This window comes from Paraburkholderia guartelaensis, assembly GCF_004353905.1.
GTDB lineage: Bacteria > Pseudomonadota > Gammaproteobacteria > Burkholderiales > Burkholderiaceae > Paraburkholderia > Paraburkholderia guartelaensis.
Genome location: NZ_SMOD01000006.1, coordinates 191,089 through 210,365 on the forward strand (window position 1 = coordinate 191,089; position 19,277 = coordinate 210,365).

14 protein-coding genes are annotated in these 19,277 nt (G+C 64.1%); 9 read left to right on the forward strand and 5 right to left on the reverse strand.

The window, feature by feature from the left end:
- The first annotated feature begins 141 nt into the window (after positions 1-141).
- Positions 142-1,344 (forward strand): NO-inducible flavohemoprotein, encoded by a 1,203-nt coding sequence (gene hmpA, locus E1N52_RS10255; protein WP_133182452.1) that lies wholly within the window; start codon positions 142-144, stop codon positions 1,342-1,344.
- A gap of 118 nt (positions 1,345-1,462) precedes the next feature.
- Here hmpA and E1N52_RS10260 read toward each other — a convergent pair whose 3' ends face one another.
- From E1N52_RS10260 to E1N52_RS10270, 3 genes are all read right to left on the reverse strand, one after another.
- Positions 1,463-2,467, reverse strand: coding sequence for a GlxA family transcriptional regulator (locus tag E1N52_RS10260; RefSeq protein ID WP_133182453.1), 1,005 nt, complete (start codon positions 2,465-2,467; stop codon positions 1,463-1,465).
- A gap of 322 nt (positions 2,468-2,789) precedes the next feature.
- Positions 2,790-3,242: a GDP-mannose mannosyl hydrolase gene (locus tag E1N52_RS10265; RefSeq protein ID WP_133182455.1), complete on the reverse strand. Its 453-nt coding sequence runs from the start codon at positions 3,240-3,242 to the stop codon at positions 2,790-2,792.
- Positions 3,243-3,432: 190 nt separating this feature from the next.
- Positions 3,433-5,385 carry a hypothetical protein gene (locus E1N52_RS10270; protein ID WP_425468038.1) on the reverse strand — a complete coding sequence of 651 codons (1,953 nt, stop codon included), beginning with the start codon at positions 5,383-5,385 and terminating at the stop codon, positions 3,433-3,435.
- Between the two features lie 634 nt (positions 5,386-6,019).
- On the opposite strand from E1N52_RS10270, the gene E1N52_RS10275 reads away from it, so the two are divergent.
- The 7 genes from E1N52_RS10275 to E1N52_RS10305 all read left to right on the forward strand — a co-directional run bounded on the left by E1N52_RS10275 (position 6,020) and on the right by E1N52_RS10305 (position 16,135).
- Positions 6,020-7,024, forward strand: a complete 1,005-nt coding sequence (locus tag E1N52_RS10275; RefSeq protein WP_133182459.1) for a GlxA family transcriptional regulator — start codon at positions 6,020-6,022, stop codon at positions 7,022-7,024.
- Between the two features lie 89 nt (positions 7,025-7,113).
- Positions 7,114-8,649, forward strand: coding sequence for a mannose-1-phosphate guanylyltransferase/mannose-6-phosphate isomerase (locus E1N52_RS10280; RefSeq protein ID WP_133182461.1), 1,536 nt, complete (start codon positions 7,114-7,116; stop codon positions 8,647-8,649).
- A gap of 42 nt (positions 8,650-8,691) precedes the next feature.
- Positions 8,692-10,083: an undecaprenyl-phosphate glucose phosphotransferase gene (locus tag E1N52_RS10285; RefSeq protein WP_133182463.1), complete on the forward strand. Its 1,392-nt coding sequence runs from the start codon at positions 8,692-8,694 to the stop codon at positions 10,081-10,083.
- A gap of 62 nt (positions 10,084-10,145) precedes the next feature.
- On the forward strand, positions 10,146-12,377 hold the full coding sequence (locus tag E1N52_RS10290) for a polysaccharide biosynthesis tyrosine autokinase (RefSeq protein ID WP_133182465.1): 2,232 nt from the start codon (positions 10,146-10,148) through the stop codon (positions 12,375-12,377).
- A 109-nt stretch (positions 12,378-12,486) separates the two neighbouring features.
- Positions 12,487-13,605: a GDP-mannose 4,6-dehydratase gene (gene gmd / locus E1N52_RS10295; protein WP_133182621.1), complete on the forward strand. Its 1,119-nt coding sequence runs from the start codon at positions 12,487-12,489 to the stop codon at positions 13,603-13,605.
- A 4-nt stretch (positions 13,606-13,609) separates the two neighbouring features.
- Entirely contained in the window at positions 13,610-14,569 is a 960-nt protein-coding gene (locus E1N52_RS10300; protein WP_133182467.1) for a GDP-L-fucose synthase family protein, read from the forward strand.
- A 189-nt stretch (positions 14,570-14,758) separates the two neighbouring features.
- A complete protein-coding gene (locus E1N52_RS10305; protein ID WP_133182469.1) occupies positions 14,759-16,135 on the forward strand; it encodes a glycosyltransferase WbuB in 1,377 nt (458 codons plus the stop codon).
- Between the two features lie 62 nt (positions 16,136-16,197).
- On the opposite strand, the gene E1N52_RS10310 is transcribed toward E1N52_RS10305, so the two are convergent.
- Positions 16,198-16,848: a hypothetical protein gene (locus E1N52_RS10310; protein WP_133182471.1), complete on the reverse strand. Its 651-nt coding sequence runs from the start codon at positions 16,846-16,848 to the stop codon at positions 16,198-16,200.
- A 231-nt stretch (positions 16,849-17,079) separates the two neighbouring features.
- On the opposite strand from E1N52_RS10310, the gene E1N52_RS10315 reads away from it, so the two are divergent.
- Positions 17,080-17,781 carry a DapH/DapD/GlmU-related protein gene (locus E1N52_RS10315; protein WP_246089014.1) on the forward strand — a complete coding sequence of 234 codons (702 nt, stop codon included), beginning with the start codon at positions 17,080-17,082 and terminating at the stop codon, positions 17,779-17,781.
- Positions 17,782-17,868: 87 nt separating this feature from the next.
- On the opposite strand, the gene E1N52_RS10320 is transcribed toward E1N52_RS10315, so the two are convergent.
- Positions 17,869-18,999: a polysaccharide biosynthesis/export family protein gene (locus tag E1N52_RS10320; protein WP_246089015.1), complete on the reverse strand. Its 1,131-nt coding sequence runs from the start codon at positions 18,997-18,999 to the stop codon at positions 17,869-17,871.
- Positions 19,000-19,277 lie beyond the last annotated feature (278 nt).

Genomic DNA, 19,277 nt, shown 5'->3' on the forward strand with positions numbered 1-19,277 from the left:
CCGAAGCCCGCGCGGCGGCCATCCGCCGCGCATTCACGGCTGGCGCAATCCGGAAATTGCTGGGGTGCGACAAAATGCCTGGGTCGGCCTGTCGCATTAAAGATGTATCTTGTGTGCATCTTTACCACGGAGAAGCCGTAAATGACTGCGCTCACCGCCGACCAGATGGCCCGCGTGAAGGCCACTGCGCCCGTTTTCGCCGAGCACGGCGCCACGATCACCAAGCATTTCTACAAGCGGATGTTCGCCGCGCACCCCGAGCTCAAGAACATCTTCAACCAGACGCATCAGCAAAGCGGCAGCCAGCCCGAAACGCTCGCCCGCGCGGTGTATGCCTACGCGGCGAACATCGACAATCTGGGCGCGCTCGGCGGCGCGGTCACGCACATCGCGCACAAGCACGCGAGCCTGAACATCCGTCCGGAGCACTATCCGATCGTCGGCCGCCATCTTCTCGGCGCAGTCGTGGACGTGCTCGGCGACGCAGTGGACCAGCCCACGCTCGACGCCTGGGCCGTAGCCTACGAGCAACTCGCGAACATCATGATCGGCACCGAGGCGAAGCTGTACGAGGGCGCTTCGTGGAGCGGCTTCCGTCCGTTCAAGGTGATGCGCAAGCAAGTCGAAAGCGACGAGATCACCTCGTTCTATCTCGCGCCGGCCGACGGTGCATCCGCAGGCGGCTTCGAGCCGGGCCAGTACGTGAGCGTGACGCGTTTCGTCGACAAGCTCGGCGTGGACCAGCCGCGTCAGTACAGCCTCTCGGACGCGCCCCACGGCAAGTGGCTGCGCATCTCGGTGAAGCGGGAAACTGGCCGCGGCGACGCGCAGCCGGGCCACGTGTCGAACATCATGCATGACGGCGTGGAAGAGGGCACGGTGGTGCACGTGAGCGCGCCGATGGGCGAATTCACGCTCGATCGCAAGAAGACGTCGCCAGTCGTGCTGATGAGCGGCGGCGTGGGCATCACGCCGATGAAGTCGATGCTCTCCACGCTGATCGCCGAGCGCAGCGAGCGCAAGGTGACCTTCGTGCACGCATGCCGTAACGCGCAGGTGCACGCATTCCGCGACTTCCTGCGTCACGCGGTCTCCGAGTACCCGAACGTCAAGCGCGCGGTGTTCTACGAAGAAGTCGGCGCAAACGACCGCCAGGGCGTGGACTACGACTTCGAAGGGCGCATCGATATCGGCCGCGTCGAAGCGGATGTGCTGCTGCCCGACGCCGACTATTACTTGTGCGGCCCCGTGGCGTTCATGCGCGAACAGCGCGAGGCGCTGATTGCCCGCGGCGTCGATGCTTCGCGCATCCACACGGAGATCTTCGGCTCCGGCATGCTGTAACGTTGCACATCTGGCACGCTGAAATTACAAACTGAGTATGCCGAACGAAAAAACGCCGCGCGAGAGCGCGGCGTTTTGCGTATGCAGCCGTAAAACATGTATCGAATTGCGACCGGCATCACTCGCCCGAAGCCCGCCGGTTCACGGCGCGATACCCCGATGGCGAAATCGAGAGCCTGCGCCGGAAGATCCGCGCGAGGCGTTCGCCGCGCGGCACGCCGCAGCGTTGTGCGATCTCGTCGATGGGAAGATTCGTTTGCGCGAGCAGCAGGCAGCTAGCGTCGAGCCGGGTACGCAGCAGATATTCGGACGGCGTGAGGCCCGTTTGCGTCTTGAAGTGGCGCAGGAAATTTCGCATGCTCATCTGCGCAACGCGCGCCGCATCGGCCACCGAGATCGGCTGATGGTAGTTCTCGCGCAGCCAGTGCGCGGCCGAGTTGATCTTGCCATTTGCGCTGTCCGCTTCGCCATCGTCGAGCATGGGGCCGAGCCGTTCCCACGAGCCCGGCATCGAGTCCTCGGACACGCGCTGTGCGAGCGCGACGCCGTGATTGCGCTTGACCACCTTGAGCGCGGCGACGAGCGCCTCGGAAGGCGTCACGACCGAAGCACCGGCATTGCGCGCTTCCAGCGCCCGGCGCAGCCGTTGCGCGGAGCTGGCCGTATTGCCGCCCGTGCGCAGGAAGGGCACATCGGCAGCGGCGAGTACGGCGCGTCCTTCGCCCAGTGCACGGATGATGCGCACTTTCGGTGCGAGCGTCTGCAGCCGGGTGATGAGTCGCGCATTATCGCGTGCCTCCATCGCACCGGGGCCGCCGGCGATGAATAGTGTGTCGAAGCCGCTGCGCAGCGGGCCATGCAGGCTCTCGGACCATATGCGCAGGCCGCAGCCGCTGGCCACGTTGCCGCCAGGCTCGGAAAGCATAACGATCGAATAAGCAGGAAGCGTATCGGCGCAGGCGTCGTTGGCGAGACGAAACACATCGGCGAGCAAGGTCACGTCCCCGAGCGGGAAGCCCTCGAAAACCAGGATGCCTATGCGTTTGGCCACGTGTCCGAACTTCAAGTGAGCGCCGCGCGGCTGGAAAGCAGCTTGCCGGCAGACCACCCTATCGATGTACATGGCCGGTTCCTCGCGCAGAAAGGATTCGCAGGAGTACGTTGCGTTTTTTGCGCCGCGCGCCCTGATCCGGCTGTGTCGGGCTGTTACATGCGGTCACATCACGCTCTCGGGATTCATGATAGGCCGGTGGGCTGCTGGCGCACGCCGCAGTCTGAAAATGCCGAGAAGTTGGCAGAATGGCTCGGTATGCTGGGCAAGGCGGCGCGGCCCTGGCGCAGCGATGCATCCGGCGCCGCGGGCCCATACAGGCGTCTAGCGTGAGCTTAATGAAAGCCGTGCGGACAATGCATGAGGCGCGCGCATGCCTGTCAGCTCGGCGTTTTCAGCAGAAATATTGTTTCGTATTGTTGTGCACGTCGTCGCGCGTGAGTAGCTCTTCGGGCCAGAGCCACGCGTACTGGCTATGCTGGTCAAAGCGCCCGACGGGCACCGTGCTGTCCAGCATGAACGCATAGGCAAGCACTACATAGTGTGTGCCGATGCCGTTCTCTGCCGCGAAGTTGTCGGGATAGTGATGTTCGTACACGCCGACAAAGCGCGCCGCGGAGCGCTGCATGCTCGCAATGCCGAGTTCCGTTTCGACGATGCGGGTGAACGCGGCGTCTAGCCGTTCGTCTTTGCGGATGCGTCCGCCGGGAACGAACCAGGTGCCGCGTGCGGGGCGGTTGCGTCGCTGGCCCACAAGCACGCGGCCGTCGGCGTCGGCGACGATCAGGTCCATCGCGATGAGCGGTGCGAGCCGCACCACCTCCAGGAATTCTGTAGGCGACAGCATGGACGAGCGTATCCGCGGGGTGTCGGTCGTTTCGATTAGATGGTCCGAAGCGCAGTCGCTGCGCACACGGCGCGTGTGAAGCACGCGGCACGTTCATCAGCAGTCTAGGCGGGTCAAAAACGCGTTGCACTGTCCAGAGCCGCCTAAGTCTCGCTATCGTGGGCCAAGATGCGAACCGTGACCCTCGCGCTCAAGGCTTCGGCGCGACGTAGCCCGCGGGCGTCACGGCGTTCGATCTGGCGACCTCGACGTTGTCCGATACCACGTATACAGGCGATTCGGTCAGGCGCAGCGGGAGCATGCCGTCGTTGTAAGTCATGCTGGTCGGGTTGCCCATCATGTCGAACACGCTCACCTGGCCCGCGCGCCCGCGCGCGTCCACCTGAAGCGTGTAGTTCGTTGCGCGCGTGGCATCGAAGCCGGTCTTCGCGCTCCAGCGTGCGTTGTCGTGGCTCCACAACGCCGTAATCACCTTGCCTCCGCCCGGACGTGCGAACGCGTAGGCGTAGACGCCCGCGGGCGTGCCGCGTAGCGGCCCGAGTGTATACGTACCGTCGATCAACCGCGTCATGGTCGCTACCGCGAGCGCGGCCGGCTTCGGGCTGATGTTCGACGCGCCGTACATGCCCTTCGGATGCTCGAGTTCGAAGAACACGCCATAGCCTGGCGTCGTCTCCGGCATGTCTGCGCCATAGAAGATGAACGTGGTGTCCGCGCCTTCGCCGAGCAGGATGAGATGCGAGCGCGCGACGACCGCGCCCTGCGCGTAGAGCGTTTGTGCATCGGGATAGTTGGCTGCGTAATTCGTGCCGATGTCGTAACTGATACCCGTTTCGGTCACGAAGAGCGGGGCGCCCGGCTTGAGTACGTCGCGCATCGTCGTGCGTAGTTCGCGCATGGCTTCGGGCAGCGAAAGCGTGCCTTTTTCGGGCGCGCCGTACAGCCGCTCCGGCGGATGCGAAGGGCTCGTGCCGAAATCGTAGTAACCGTGGATCGTCACGCCATCGAGATATTTAGCAATGCCAAGCGGTGCGAACTTCTTGAGCCACTCTGTGTTGCCCTGTACGCCTGCATAGGTCGGGCCCATCACGATCGCCGACGGGTCAGTGGAGTGTATGCCCTCGTAGACGGTCTTGTAGAGATCGACGAAATGCGCGTCCGTGTCTTTCCATGGCAGCCCGCCGTCCTTGTCGGGCTCCCATGTGACCTGATAGTAGTTGTGCGCCTGGTGCGGGAAGACGCGCGCACGGATGCGTGCGGACTCCTTGCCTACGCGCGACATGTAATCGCGCAACTGGGCCAGTGACGAAGGCACGTAGCTATGGGTTTCCTGGCCGCCCGGACTGGCCCACCCGGGGAAGCCGTCGACCGTGATCAAGCGCATGATGTCGCCGGGCTTGAACTGGAGATCGAGCTCGGAGGTGGCAGCGTCGAACGTATTCGGACCTTTCGGCTCCATGGCGTACCAGCCCCGCTTGTCGTTGGCCCACGCAAGACCGAGGTCCGTGTAGAGCGGACGCAAGCCGTCGCCGCCGCAACAGTGCTGTCCGGGCGCGATATATGCTGAGCCTTGCCCGCCGAAGCGGTGCAGGTCCTGGCGCGCGAAGGTGGGTGCGGGAAGTGCTGCGCTTACGTCGGGCAGCACGCCGAACGTGGTGATGCCGGCCGGCCGGGTGCCGCGCTGGGGCAAACCCGTAGAGGGTTGCGAAGCGAGCGACGCCGAAAACGCGAAGTAGCCCGCCTGCGGCATCGTGCAGGTGAGCGACGTGACGCGCGGACCCGCTGCCACCGCAAAGTTGCCGCTTGCCTGCGGGCGACTCCACGTATCCGTGATCTGCCATTGCACCTTGTCGTCGTGCGTCGCGCGCGTGGTCACGTCGATGCGCACGCTCTTGCCGCGCGCAAAGAGGCGTGTTCCGTCGCTGCCGGGCGTATCGGCGGTGATGGGATCGTCGCCTGCGTCTGTCGCCGCACGGCCGGCGACGCTCCTGCAAACGGGCGCGTCGGCGGCGCGGCAACTCATTGCCGGGAGCAGCACGCCGAAAACGACGAGCGCGAGCGTTGCGGCCAGCACCGATGAAATAGCGCGCGAACTGCGCGCGGGAGGAGGGTTCACAAGTGCGGATGCAAGGGCTGGGCGCATTGTCATTGGCAAGTTCCTCACAGCATGAAAGGGTAAGACTAGTTGCTCGAGCAAGTCATCTGACGCCAGCCTCCAGGCTTTTCGCGCAATTTTCCCTCGAAGCCGCCCAAGAGAGTTGTGCAGTGCTCGCGGAGTCCAATCATATAAAGCGGGTTTTTGTGAATTTTTTTATTGTGCGGCGCAAACAGGATTTAACAGGTTTAAAATGCGCTTCGCATGCTCGAATTCTGAGCACAAGGCTTCTTAAACATCATTTAATCAGACGAATCGACTAGCAGTCTTTAATTGCCCGTTTCGCTTCCATCCCATGCGTACGCATCGATCGGAAGGCGTCGAATGATTTTGTAGTAACAAAGGCGAAAATACCTGCCTGCAACGGTTATCCGGCACTATTGCCGATTCGATGTAATCGAACCAATCGCCTTTCACGTAGTTTGCTTTTTTGTCATTTAGCTTGGCGCCAAACCTTCTAATCGGTCCTCGACCGGACTAAATGCGCCAATGTCTCGCCAGTTTCGGTCAGTCGTCGTTGCGGGAATTTTTCTCTGCATATGATGCACTGCACATGGAATGCTATCGAAATGCTATTACCGGGACTTTTCGCTTGGTACGGGGGATTGTTTAGGGGAAAAGCATGGCGTACGCAAGTCTGGATTTGCCGTCGTTCAGTCGCCCGCACCTAGTGACCGCGGGCATCAGTCGAGAGGTGCGTCATATCGCAATTCTGCTGTTCGACGGTTGTTCGCTCCTCGGCGCCGGTATCGTGGCTGAAGTGTTTCATGTAGCGAATGAACTCTCGACAGACACCGCTCGCAGTTCACCTTACGATGTAAGTATCCTTTCGGCCGATGGTGGCAACGTAACGTGCTCGTCGTCGGTACGGGTCTGGACAGATGGACTCGATGCACGCCACTACGTCGGTTTCGACGCGCTGTTCGTGGCGGGTGGAAAGGGCGCCTTCGCGGCCGCCAACGACGAACGTCTCGTCGCATGGCTGCGTCGCGTGCATGCGAATACCGGCACCATTCGTCCGATTGGTGAAGGCCGTTCATTGCTCGAGGCAGCGAGTCTGTGCGGCCAGCGCACGCAGCACGAGTTCAGTTCGTATGCGATGCAAACGGGACGCGAAGAAGCAGGCGGCGACGCCGGCGACCGGCTCGAGTCGATGAAGAGCGCGCTCACGCTCGTCAAGCGCGACCTGGGCGTGGATGTTGCGCGCGCTGTGACAGAGCGGCTCATGCCCGATTCGGGCGGCAACCTGTTGCCGTTTCTCGGCGATGCGCTTGGCAGCGCACCGGCTGACAAAGTGCGTGCAGCGGCGCGCTGGCTGCAGGAAAACTGTCAGCGGGCTATTTCGATAGCGGACGCGGCACAGGTCGCCGCGATGAGCGAGCGTAACTTTCTGCGCCGCTTCAAGCTGGAGATGGGCATCACGCCATCTGATTACTTACTGCATGCGCGCCTTGCGATTACCTGCAGCCTGCTCACCGATTCGGAGTTGCCGGTCGACAAGATCGCGCGCCGCACCGGCATGGGCAATGGCGATCGCCTCGCCAAGATCTTTCGCAAGCGCATGATGATTTCGCCCACCGAATACCGCGAGCAAAGCCGCCGCGAGGCCGGCGTAGCTGTCTCGTAACGCCGCGGTAACAACGGTCGCACTTCGTTACAAACGGGGTCGCTATTCGCGAGCCGAGGTGATCCTGCCCGATATGAAGGAGTCCGAAGATGAATGAAAGGTCATCGATTCATGAAGGACAAAGTCAGTCCCGTGCAGAAAGCGAGCCAGGTACAGCGCGCCAGGACACAACGCCTTGCACGCGCATCGTGCCTGTGGTGCTGGCAGGAGGTTCCGGTACGCGTTTGTGGCCGATGTCGCGCGAGCAATTCCCTAAGCAGCTAATTGGTGTGGTGGGCAGCGATACACTGCTGCAGGCAACCGTACATCGCCTTGACGGCTTTTCGTCAGAGTGGCAGGTCGCGAGTTCGCCAATCGTCGTATGTGGTGAAGAACACCGCTTCGTGATCGTCGATCAGTTGCGTGCGTGCGGCATGGACGCTCGGCTCGTGGTGGAGCCTGCGCGGCGCGACACGGCGCCGGCGCTTACACTCGGCGCGGCGCTCGCGTGCGCGAACGGCGACGACGCGATTCTCATCGTGATGCCATCCGACCATGCGATCGCCGACCAGGACGCCCTGCAGCGCGCGCTCGAATGCGCAGCGCGCCATGCGCAGCGCGGCGCGATCGTCACGCTCGGCGTGCCGCCGCGATCGCCCGAAACAGGGTTTGGTTACATCCGCGTCGGCGAAGAGATTGCCGATGGCGCGCACCGTATTGACGGCTTCGTTGAAAAGCCTGCGCCCGAACTTGCCACGCAGTACATCGCGCAGGGCGGCTATTGGTGGAACAGCGGCATCTTCGTGATGCGTGCGAGCGTCTGGCTCGATTCGCTGCGCGCGCTGCAGCCCGACATGCACGCAGCGTGCCTTGCCGCGTTCGTCGATGGCCAGCAGGATGGCCCCGTGTTCCGGCCGGCCGCGGAAGCCTTCAAGGGCGCTCCGTCCGACTCGATCGATTACGCGGTCATGGAGCGGCTATCGGGCAGCAACGGCTGGACGCCGGAGGGCGTGGTGGTCGCGCTCGACGCGGGCTGGTCCGATCTCGGCTCGTGGGACGCCGTGTGGGCCGCGATGGAAAAGGACGAAGACGGTAACGTCGGACGCGGGCGCGTGGTGTTCGAAGGCGCTGTGGCGACTTACGCGCATTCCGACGGCAGGCTCGTGGCTTGCGTGGGTACTTCGAATCTCGTGGTGGTCGAAACGGCGGATGCGGTGCTCGTCGCCGATCGCTCGAAAGTGCAGGACGTGAAGGGGCTCGTTGCGCGCATCAAGGCGGAACGCGCGCCCGAGGCGGCTTCGCATCGCAAGGTGCAACGTCCGTGGGGCTTCTACGATTCGATCGATTCTGGCGAGCGCTTCCAGGTCAAGCGCATCGTCGTCACGCCGGGCGCGCGGCTTTCGCTGCAACTGCATCACCATCGCGCCGAACACTGGACGGTTGTGCGCGGTACCGCGCTCGTCACTCGTGGTGAGGAATCCTTTCTTATGACGGAAAACGAATCCACTTACATTCCGCTCGGTGTGCGTCACCGGCTGGAAAACCCGGGCAAGGTGCCGCTTGAAATCATCGAGGTTCAGTCGGGAGCGTATCTGGGAGAGGACGACATCGTCCGTCTCGACGATACGTATGGCCGCTGCAGTTGAACGCAGCGGCACGGACTGCAGGGAGAAAAAAAGGGAGAAAGCATGCGCGAGCTACAAAATCTGATGGCGAGAGTGCTCGACGTATCTGCCGTAATGATCGGCGCAAGCGTGGCTTCGGAGATTCGCTTCGAAGATATCGTGCCGCGTGGCGTGAACGAAGCCTTCGTGCTGCTCTCGGCAGCCTTCGCGCTCGTGATCTTTCCGGCGTTCGAGCTTTACCAGTCGTGGCGCGGCCGCTCCAAAGCGTTGCTCGCGGGCCAGGTGTCGCTTGCCTGGCTCGTGGTGCAAGGTTGCGCACTGATCTCGATGTACTCGACGATGCATCACGTTGATGTTGTCTCGCGCCTGTGGTTCGCGTACTGGACCGCCGTTGCCGGCGGCTTGCTCATCACATGGCGTGTCCTCGCCCACGGCGTGCTGTCGCATATGCGCCGCGCGGGCATGAATCTCCATCAGGTCGCCATTGCGGGTTCCGCCTCGCAGTGCGACGAGATCGTGCGGCGCATTGATGCGGAGCCGGGCTCCGGCTTTCGTGCGAGCGCGCTCTATAACACCATGCCGCAAGCGGCGCGGCCCGCGTGCGAGAAGGACGCGCCGGTGTGCGACACGATCGAGGCTTTCGCGCAGCACATCCGCGAGCATGACGTGCACGAGTTGTGGCTCGCCCTTTCGCTTGCGGAGGAGCGCACGGTGGTTCGGCTCGTCAGCGAGTTTCGCAACGATCTTGTGAACATCCGCTTCATTCCAGACGTGCGCTCACTGGCTCTGTTCGACACCAGTACGGTGATCGAGCTGCTCGGCGTGCCCGCGATCAATCTCGTCGCCTCGCCGCTGCCCGCGAGCGCACAGCTCAAGAAGGCGCTGTTCGATCGCGTGTTCGCAGCGCTTGCGCTCGTGAGCCTCATGCCGCTTCTCATCGGCATTGCGATTGCGGTGAAGTTTTCCTCACCGGGGCCGGTGCTGTTCAGGCAGCGACGCAAGGGTGCCGATGGCCGCGTGTTCACGATCTACAAGTTCCGTACGATGCGCGAGCACAAGGAGGCGCCCGGGACGGTGAGTCAGGCGACGCGCCATGATCCGCGCGTGACGCGTCTCGGCGCGTTCCTGCGCCGCACGAGCCTCGATGAATTGCCGCAGTTCTACAACGTGCTGCGCGGCGACATGTCGGTGGTCGGACCGCGTCCGCATGCGCTCGAGCACGACGATCTCTATCAGAGCGTGGTGAAGGGGTACATCCACCGCTATCGCATCAAGCCCGGCATTACCGGCTGGGCGCAGGTCAACGGATTTCGCGGCGAGACCGATCGCCTCGAGAAGATGGAAATGCGCGTAGCGCACGATTTGTATTACCTCGGCCATTGGTCGTTCTGGCTCGACATGCGCATCATCGCGGCCACGATCATTCACGGACTGGTCGGCCGTAACGCGTATTGAGCGCTGAGGCGCATTCGAGCAAGCATCACCAGCAAGCAACACCAGGTTTCGGGAGAAGCAAGATGGCGATGAATTATGACGGCGCTTACTATGGCGCAGCAGGCGCCGACGAGCGATACCTAGGCGACTACCTGCAAACGATGGTGGCGAACTGGCGCGCCATCGCGATCGTGACGCTTGCCGTCACGCTGCTGGGCGCGGCCTATGCGTTTCTCGCCACGCCGACCTATCGGGCCGACGTGCTGTTCCACCTCGTCGACAAGGGCGACGCCAGCAAGAAGGACAGCAGCCTGCCGCCGCTCACGGGCATGTTCGACGAGAAGTCGACCGCGAATGGCGTGATCGAAATGCTGAAGTCGCGCAACGTGACCGAGGAAACGGTGCGCAAGCTGCACCTCGATATTTCGGCGCGGCCGCGCGAAATGCCCGTGATTGGCGGCATGCTCTCGGGCATCATGAGCGCGCCCTGGGCGCAGCACCTGCCCGGGTTCATGCGGCCGTCCGGCTATGCATGGGGCGGCGGCGACATCAAGGTGTCGCGCTTCGATACGCCCGAAGCGATGTATGAGCGCGACTTCACGATCGTCGCCGGTGAAGAGCCCGGCACCTTCACGCTGCGCGACCCCGACGGCATTCCGCTCCTGCAGGGCCGCGTGGGCGAGGACGTGAGCGCCAACACATCGGTCGGGCCGATCGCACTGCACGTGGATAGCTTGAGCGGGCCGCCCGGAACGCCGTTCCTGCTCACGCGCGCCTCGACGCTCACGACCGTCGACCGGCTCGAGAATTCGCTGCAGATCCAGGAGGTCGGGCTGCAGTCCGGCGTGATCCGCGCGAGTCTCGAAGGCCATAACAGCAAGATGACGGCCGCGATCCTCAACAATGTGGCGCACGAGTTCATCAAGCAGGACATCGCAAGCCGTTCGGCGGAAGCGGAACACATGCTCGCATTCCTCGACGACCAGCTGCCGCAACTGCGCGCGCAGGTCGACGCGGCCGAGCAGAAGTACAACAAGTTCCGTAACGAGCACGGCACGGTCGATCTCGGCGAAGAAAGCCGGCTGCTGCTCCAGCAGGTGAGCGACAACAAGATCCGCCTCGAAGATCTGCGCCAGCAACGCGCGGAACTCGCACAGCGTTTCACTGAGCATCACCCGGCCGTTCAGGCGCTCGACGCGCAGATCGGCACGCTGCAAGCCGCGCAGTCGCAGCTCACGCGTAACGTGGCGCAACTGCCGGATACGGAACAGTCCGCCGTGCGCCTCTTGCGCGACGTGCATGTGAGCACGGAGCTTTACACGAGCCTCCTGAACAGCGCGCAGCAACTGCGTGTGGCGCGCGCGGGACAGGTGGGCGACGTGCGCGTGGTCGACTTCGCCGAAGCGCCGGATGATCCCGTGCGTCCGAAGAAGCTGCTCGTGATCGCGCTCGCGATCGGTGCGGGGCTCGTGCTGGGCGTGCTCGTCGCGTTCGTACGCAAGTCGCTGTACGGCGGCGTGGAGCGTCCGGACGAACTCGAAGCCGCGCTCGGCGTACCGGTCTTCGCAGTGGTCCCGCGCAGCCCGCAGCAATTGCGCCTGCAGCATCACGTTACGTTGCGCCGGCGCGGGCTGCACGTGCTCGCACAGCAGAATCCGCAGGACGTCGCCGTGGAAGGTGTGCGCAGCCTGCGCACCTCGCTGCAGCTCACGCTCAACGACGCGCGCAACAACATCGTGATGCTCACGGGCTCGCGCCCCGATATCGGCAAATCGTTCCTGTCGGTCAATCTCTCCGCGCTGGTCGCCTCGGTGAACAAGCGCGTGCTGATCGTCGACGGCGACATGCGGCGCGGCGATGTGCACTCGCACTTCGGCATCAAGCACCAGCCGGGTCTCTCCGACGTGCTGCTCGGCGCCGATCTGGAACAGGCGATCCAGCACGAGGTGCTGCCTGGACTCGACGTACTGGCCAAGGGCTCGCTGCATTCGCATCCGTCCGAGCTGCTGATGAGCCCGCGCTTCGAGGCGCTGCTCGAAGAACTGGGGGCGAGGTATGACCTCGTGATCGTCGATACGCCGCCGGTGCTCGCGGTGACCGACTCGACGGTGATCGGGCGCTACGCCGGTACGACGCTTCTCGCGATCCGCCATGGCCGCCACCCGATCTCGGAGCTCGAGGAAACGGTCAAGCGCCTGCGCATTGGCGGCGTGAATCTGCGTGGCGTGCTGCTCACCGACGTGCCGAAGACGGGCGCGTTCATCGGTGGCGGGTATCGCGGCGGGTACTACGGTTACGAAAGCGTTTCAGGGTAGCAGCAGGGTAACAGCAGGTTGACAGCAGATTCGCGGTTGGCCGGGGGGCCGCCGCGGATAGTGGAACCACCGAATCCCATTTCGCTCACGCGAGGAGAGAACGATGGCGATGGCTCGCAAGGTTGCGTTGATCACCGGTATCACCGGTCAGGACGGTTCGTATCTGGCAGAACTGCTATTGAACAAAGGCTACGAAGTGCACGGCATCAAGCGGCGCTCGTCGCTCTTCAACACGGACCGCATCGATCACCTGTATCGCGACGTGCACGACCCGGAACCCGGCATCCAGCTGCATCACGGCGAGCTGACCGATTCCACGGCCTTGCTGCGCGTGATCCAGCGCGTTGCACCCGATGAAATCTACAACCTCGCCGCGCAAAGCCATGTGGCGGTGTCGTTCGAGGAACCCGAATACACCGCGAACGCGGATGGCCTCGGCACGCTGCGCATTCTGGAGGCGATCCGCATTCTCGGCCTCACGCTGAAAACGCGCTTCTATCAGGCATCGACCTCCGAACTGTACGGGCTCGTGCAGGAAGTGCCCCAGCGTGAAACTACGCCGTTCTATCCGCGCAGTCCGTATGCGGTGGCGAAGCTGTTCGCGTACTGGACCACGGTCAATTACCGCGAGGCGCATGGCATCTTCGCGTGCAACGGCATCCTCTTCAACCACGAGTCGCCGCAGCGCGGCGAGACGTTCGTCACGCGCAAGATCACGCGCGCCATCGCGCGCATCGCGGTCGGCCTGCAGAAGATGCTCTATCTCGGCAACCTCTCCGCCATGCGCGACTGGGGGCACGCGCGCGATTATGTCGACATGCAGTGGCGCATGCTCCAGCAGGAGCAGCCCGAAGACTTCGTGATCGCAACGGGGGTGCAGTACAGCGTACGCGACTTCGTGCGTGCGGCCGCTGAGGAACTGGGAATCACCGTGCGTTTTGAGGGCACCGGCGTGGACGAAGTCGGCATTGTCGACCATGTGGAATCGCGCGACATGCGCCTCGAACCGGGCGACGTGATCGTGCGCGTGGATCCGCGCTACTTCCGCCCGACCGAGGTCGAAACGCTGCTCGGCGATGCCTCGAAGGCCCAGGAAAAGCTGGGCTGGAAGCCGGTCACCACGTTCCAGGCGCTCGTCAAGGAAATGGTGCGAGCCGACTATCAGGCTGCGCGGCGCGACGCGCTCGTCAAGCTGGCCGGCTTCAGGGCCCTCGAACATCACGAGTGAACGCATGGACAAGAACTCCCGAATCTTCGTGGCTGGCCACCGGGGCATGGTGGGCTCGGCGCTCGTGCGCGCGTTGCAGGCGAATGGCTACTCGAACCTCGTCACGCGCACACATGCCGAACTGGACCTAACCGACCAGGCCGCGGTGAACAGCTTCTTCGAAGGCGAACACATCGACGCGGTGCTGCTCGCGGCCGCGCGCGTGGGCGGCATCCTCGCGAATTCGACGCAGCCCGCACAGTTCGCCTGGGACAACCTGGCGATCGAGACCAACGTGATCCGGGCGTCGTACAACGCGGGCGTGCAGCGCCTCGTGTTCTTCGGCTCGTCGTGCATTTATCCGCGCGAATGTCCGCAGCCGATCCGCGAGACCTATCTGCTCACCTCGCCGCTCGAGCCGACCAACGAGGCCTACGCGATCGCGAAGATCGCGGGCCTGAAGCTCTGCGAAGCGTACAACCGCCAGTACGGCACGCATTTCGTCTCGCTGATGCCGACCAACCTGTACGGCCCCAACGATAATTACGACCTCGGCAGCAGCCATGTGCTGCCCGCGCTGATCCGCAAGGCGCACGAGGCGCGCAGGAACGGCCAGCGCACGCTGACCGTCTGGGGTTCGGGCAGGCCGCGCCGCGAGTTCCTGCACGTCGACGATCTCGCCGATGCGACGATCTTCGTGCTGGAGCACGAGACCGGCGACGGCGTGTACAACGTCGGCGTTGGCGAAGACCTGTCGATCCGCGACCTCGCGCAGCGCGTGTGCGACGTCGTGGGCTTCGAAGGCGAACTGGTATTCGACTCGACCAAGCCCGATGGCACGCCGCGCAAGCTGCTCGACGTGTCGCGCCTGGGCGATCTGGGCTGGCACGCGCACATCGGCCTCCAGGAGGGGCTTGCCCGCACTTACGACGACTTTCTTCAAACTCAGGCCGCGCCGGCGTACGAGGCGGGCATGCGGGTTTGACGTGGCCTGACGGGACCGATGGCTTTCAAACGATCGGCTCAAAAGGACGAAGGGAATAGGCGTCTGGTTGGTGGTGGGCGTCGTGCGCGGACCGGATGCACGACGCCCGCTTTTTTTCGCTCGGCGCGCGAGACGATTAAAAGCGGTAGACAAGCCGCTCAAAAGCAGTTCAGGGACGGAAGCGACGCAATGAGAATCCTGATCTACGGACTGAATTACGCGCCCGAAGTCACAGGCGTCGGCAAATACACAGCCGAAATGGCGGAGCTGCTCGCGGCCCACGGCCATGACGTGCGCGTGATCTGCGCGCCGCCTTACTACCCGCAATGGCGCGTGCATGAAGGCTATCGCGCGGGGCGTTACCAACGCGAAACGCTGCGCGGCGTGAGCATCTGGCGTGCGCCGCTGTGGGTGCCCGCACAGCAGGGCGGCTTGAAACGCATCGTGCATCTGGCGAGCTTCGCGCTCTCGTCGCTGCCGCTTCTTGCACGGCTCGCGGCGTGGCGGCCCCAGGCCGTCATGCTGATCGTGCCGACACTCTTCTGCGCGCCTGGAGCACTCATGCTCGCGCGCACCATCGGCGCGAGCAGCTGGCTGCATATTCAGGACTTCGAAGTCGACGCGGCATTCGATCTAGGGCTGCTGCGCGGCGGCCAGGGTTCGCGTCTCGGGCGCATGGCTCTCGCCGGCGAACGCTGGCTGCTGCGGCGCTTCGACGTCGTCTCGTCGATTTCCGCGCGCATGGTCGAGCGCGCCATCGACAAGGGCGTGAGCGCCTCGCGCGCCGTGTGCCTGCCGAACTGGGTCGACACCGAGGCGATCTTCCCGCTGCCGTATCCGAGCGCGTTCCGGCGTCGCCTCGGCATCCCGCAGGACAACACCGTCGTGCTCTACTCGGGAAACATGGGGGCGAAGCAGGGTATCGAGATCCTCGCGGACGTCGCAACGGCGCTCACCGCGCGGCCCGATATCAGCTTCGTCTTCTGCGGCGACGGCGCGGCCAAGCGCGAGCTGATGGCGCGTTGCGAGCCACTCTCGAACTGTCACGTGTTGCCGCTGCAGCCGTCCTCGATGCTCAACGAACTGCTGAACGTGGCCGATATCCACGTGCTGCCGCAGCGCGCCGACGCCGCTGACCTCGTGATGCCCTCGAAACTCACCGGCATGCTCGCGAGCGGCCGTGCGGTGGTCGCCATGGCGCGGCCGGGTACGAGTCTCTTCGATGTGGTCTCGGACCACGGGATCGTGGTGCCGCCCGAGGATAGCGCAGCGCTCGCTGCGGCGATCGTCGATATGGCCGGCGACCCCGCGCGCCGCGCCGAGCTTGGCCACGCCGCACGGCGCTACGCGAAGCGCATGCTGTCACCGCAAGCGATCTTCGATGTGCTCGAAGCGAAGCTTGCCGCGCTAGCGGGTGGGATTGCCGAGCCGGCGGGTCAGACGCGGGTCGAGCCGCAGACCGCGGCAAGTGGTGCTGCTTCGGCGCAGCAAGGTGCGAATCAACCTGCGCCTCAAGCGGGCAAAGGCGGTTCGACGTTGCCGGAGGTCGAGCAGTCCGATGTTTGATCGCCAGCGCCCAAGGCCGCGATTGCTGCCTTGGGCTGTTTCGCAGCGCTAGCAGAAAGAACTTACCAGGGCGACTTGTAGAGTTCCGAGTTGGACTGGTCCGGCGACCCGTACGGGCTCGCATACGGATTGCCGTAGACCTGGGCGGTCGGAGAGGTTTGGCTGGCGCCGTAGTCATAGCCGGCTGTCGAGCGATTGCGTCCCGCACCGCTACCGCCGCCGCTCCCGCCGGTGCTCCTCGCCACCGCATTGCCGGCGCGCGACATGCCGTTTGCGGCGATCCTGCTGTGATTCGCGGCGCTCCCGCCTCCGCCCGAAGCGCCGCTCCTGTCGCCCCTGCCACCGTTGGCGCTCGCCGCGCTCGCGGCGTAATCCCCAGGCGTCACGACGTGCATGTGCTTTTCGTTCGTGAGCGCGTCTCGCGCGTCGTCTGGCGAAGCGCCGTTGCTGCTGTACGGGGTCACGCTGTACGGGTTGTCCGAACTGCCCGGACCGCCGAGCAGGCGCTGTTCGTCTTGTTGCTGGCGCTGCACGGCGCTGGAGTGGGTGTCGCCCTGGCTACTCTGGTCACTCGCGGCAGCGGGGGAGCCGCCGGAGCCGGCGCCGTACGGGGCGTTCTGCGCAATCACCGCGCACGGCCATGCGGCGCACGCGGCCTGCAGCGCGGCGGCGAGCACATAAGGCGTAAATCGATGACGAGAAAAACTGGACATGGCATTGATCCCGCGCGCCGCGAACCATGCGGCCTCAAGCCTTCATGTTGCCCACGACGCGTCGCGCCGCTGCGCCAAAACCCCTGCCGTGTCGGCCACGCGCGCGAGGCGATGCGGTGGCCGCCCGATAATGAAATCGTGGCTCGATGCGTCCCGTTATGGGGGCCGCGCGCCAGCCTGTAACTAGCAGGAAGCCAATAGGGAACCGACCCGGATGGGCAAGGAGCGTTCATGACGGAAGCGGTCGAAGGTCTAGGGACACTCAAAGGGAGCGCCAGCGCGGCTGGGCGCAGGGATGGGACGGGCGAAGCGCCGCCTGCGGGTGTCGTGCCGCCGCAAGCCGCCAATGACGCACGAGCCGCGGAAACCCGCGTGATCGATTTGAGCCGTGCGGGCAAGGGCAACTTCGTCGCGCGCCGGGGCAAGTTCGTGCAGGCCGCGTGGTATCTGGTCGAGACCTGCGTGCTCGACAATCGTCTGCTGCCGCTTTCCGCGCTGCGCGTGGGCCTGCTGCGCCTGTTCGGCGCGAAGGTCGGCCAGGGCTGCCGTCTCGTACACCCCATGCGCGTGAAGGCGCCGTGGAATCTGGAAATGGGCGACAACTGCTGGATTGGCGTGGACGTGTGGATTTACAACCAGGCGCCCATCCGCATCGGCTCGAACGTCTGCCTTTCGCAGGGCGCGTTTCTGAGCGCCGGCTCACACGACATGCGCACGAACATGGACCTGCACGTCGCGCCGATCGTGATCGAGGACGGTGCGTGGGTCTCGTCGAAATGCGTGGTGCAGATGGGCGTGACGATCGGACGCTCGGCGGTCGTCACGCCGCTCTCGGTCGTGCATCGCTCGCTGGAAGCCGGCGGTGTGTATGGCGGCAATCCGTGCCGCTTTATCCGCTGGCGCTTCGAGGAAAGCAAGCCGCCCAAGGCATAAGGGCGGCGCGAGGCTGGCTCGTTTCAAGCAGACTCATTCAACATATGAGCAGGCCCGAAGGCCTGCTCATACTCATCACTCCACCGGCTAGTACCCGCCGTAACCCACCGCCCGGCCCGCTGCGGCTGCCTGCGTACTCGGCAGGATCAGGTTGATGACGCGGCTCCACTTCACGAGCGCCGACGCATCGACGAACACGACATCGTTCGGCTGCAACTCGAACTCGTCGGCCGTCGCCATGGCTTCCGGCGACGACGCGTCGAGATGGAAGACCTTACGCTGCCCTTCCTTCTGCCCGCGCACCACGTACACTTGCGAGGCGTCGCCCGAACCCTGGCTGACACCGCCTGCGTTGCCTAGCGCGTCGTTCAGCGAGAGGTGGCCGTTATCGAACGGCAAGGGCCCCGGGTGTCCGACTTCGCCCAGCACGAACACGCGGCTTTCGTTCGCCGAATACACGCGCACGAGGTCGCCGTTCTGCAGCAGGATTTTGTCCGGATTCACGCCTTTCTTGATCATGTCCGGAATGTTCACCATGATCGTCTTGTCGCCGCGCGTGACACTAACCCGCGAGCGGTCGCCCGCCGCCGTGAAGCCGCCCGCGCGGTTGATCGCCTCGGGCAGCGACATCGTCATGTCGTTGAGCACCATGAGGCCCGGCGTGCGCACTTCTCCGTCCACATACACGCGCCGGCTGCGGTACGACTCGATGCGCAGCGTCACCTGGGGCTTGTTCAGGTAGTAGGCGAGCTTTTTCGACACCAGGTCGCGCGCTTCCATCTCGGTGAGCCCTGCCACGTGGATCGGACCCACGTAGGCCACCTGGATCGCGCCCGACGAGTCGACGGTATAGCCCGACTGCACCTGGCTCGCGCTCTGATCCTGCGCGCCGTTGCTGCCACCGCTACCGTTTGTCGGCAGGTTCATCTCAGGGTGATCCCACACGACGATGCTGAGCACGTCGCCGGGCCCGAGCGTGTAGGGCTTGGGCGTGCCGAACAGCGTCTCGACGTTTGCCGGGACGGTCGTCGGTCTCGATGCCGCTTCCTTCGCGACCAGATCGTTGTTGATCTCAATAAGTGCACCCGGTGGTGGTTGATCGCCGCTGCCGCTCGTGCGCGCGGCGCCGGTCGCTGCCTTCGCCTGCGTGACGCTCGAAGGCGCCTGCATCCCAGGCGATAGCCCACAGCCTGCAAGCAGGGCCGCGGTCGTCACCATGGTTGCCATCGCCGCCAGGGCCGCCCGTGCGCGGCCCAACGATAATCCGCGCAAACTACGCGCGCTCTGCTGCGCGGTTACGTCGACGGTCTCGCCGCCAGAACAATCAGGTATGCTGTTTAACATAGTGTTGCCCCCTTACTAACAGGATTCGCACATCGCCACGAAAGTGCAACGCGGGCTCATCGTTCGACTCGTTATGACGCTTCAGCTGCGTTGCTTCGTCACCCCTGCCAATCCCTACCATTTCCGCTATCTGAATTTGATGCCGCCTTTTT

What these genes read in the sequence shown, in the direction of transcription:
- hmpA (WP_133182452.1), top strand. Translation starts at nt 142, where the DNA reads ATGACTGCGCTCACCGCCGACCAGATGGCCCGCGTGAAGGCCACTGCG.
- E1N52_RS10260 (WP_133182453.1), bottom strand. Translation starts at nt 2,467, where the DNA reads ATGTACATCGATAGGGTGGTCTGCCGGCAAGCTGCTTTCCAGCCGCGC.
- E1N52_RS10265 (WP_133182455.1), bottom strand. Translation starts at nt 3,242, where the DNA reads ATGCTGTCGCCTACAGAATTCCTGGAGGTGGTGCGGCTCGCACCGCTC.
- E1N52_RS10270 (WP_425468038.1), bottom strand. Translation starts at nt 5,385, where the DNA reads ATGCGCCCAGCCCTTGCATCCGCACTTGTGAACCCTCCTCCCGCGCGC.
- E1N52_RS10275 (WP_133182459.1), top strand. Translation starts at nt 6,020, where the DNA reads ATGGCGTACGCAAGTCTGGATTTGCCGTCGTTCAGTCGCCCGCACCTA.
- E1N52_RS10280 (WP_133182461.1), top strand. Translation starts at nt 7,114, where the DNA reads ATGAATGAAAGGTCATCGATTCATGAAGGACAAAGTCAGTCCCGTGCA.
- E1N52_RS10285 (WP_133182463.1), top strand. Translation starts at nt 8,692, where the DNA reads ATGCGCGAGCTACAAAATCTGATGGCGAGAGTGCTCGACGTATCTGCC.
- E1N52_RS10290 (WP_133182465.1), top strand. Translation starts at nt 10,146, where the DNA reads ATGGCGATGAATTATGACGGCGCTTACTATGGCGCAGCAGGCGCCGAC.
- gmd (WP_133182621.1), top strand. Translation starts at nt 12,487, where the DNA reads ATGGCTCGCAAGGTTGCGTTGATCACCGGTATCACCGGTCAGGACGGT.
- E1N52_RS10300 (WP_133182467.1), top strand. Translation starts at nt 13,610, where the DNA reads ATGGACAAGAACTCCCGAATCTTCGTGGCTGGCCACCGGGGCATGGTG.
- E1N52_RS10305 (WP_133182469.1), top strand. Translation starts at nt 14,759, where the DNA reads ATGAGAATCCTGATCTACGGACTGAATTACGCGCCCGAAGTCACAGGC.
- E1N52_RS10310 (WP_133182471.1), bottom strand. Translation starts at nt 16,848, where the DNA reads ATGTCCAGTTTTTCTCGTCATCGATTTACGCCTTATGTGCTCGCCGCC.
- E1N52_RS10315 (WP_246089014.1), top strand. Translation starts at nt 17,080, where the DNA reads ATGACGGAAGCGGTCGAAGGTCTAGGGACACTCAAAGGGAGCGCCAGC.
- E1N52_RS10320 (WP_246089015.1), bottom strand. Translation starts at nt 18,999, where the DNA reads ATGGTGACGACCGCGGCCCTGCTTGCAGGCTGTGGGCTATCGCCTGGG.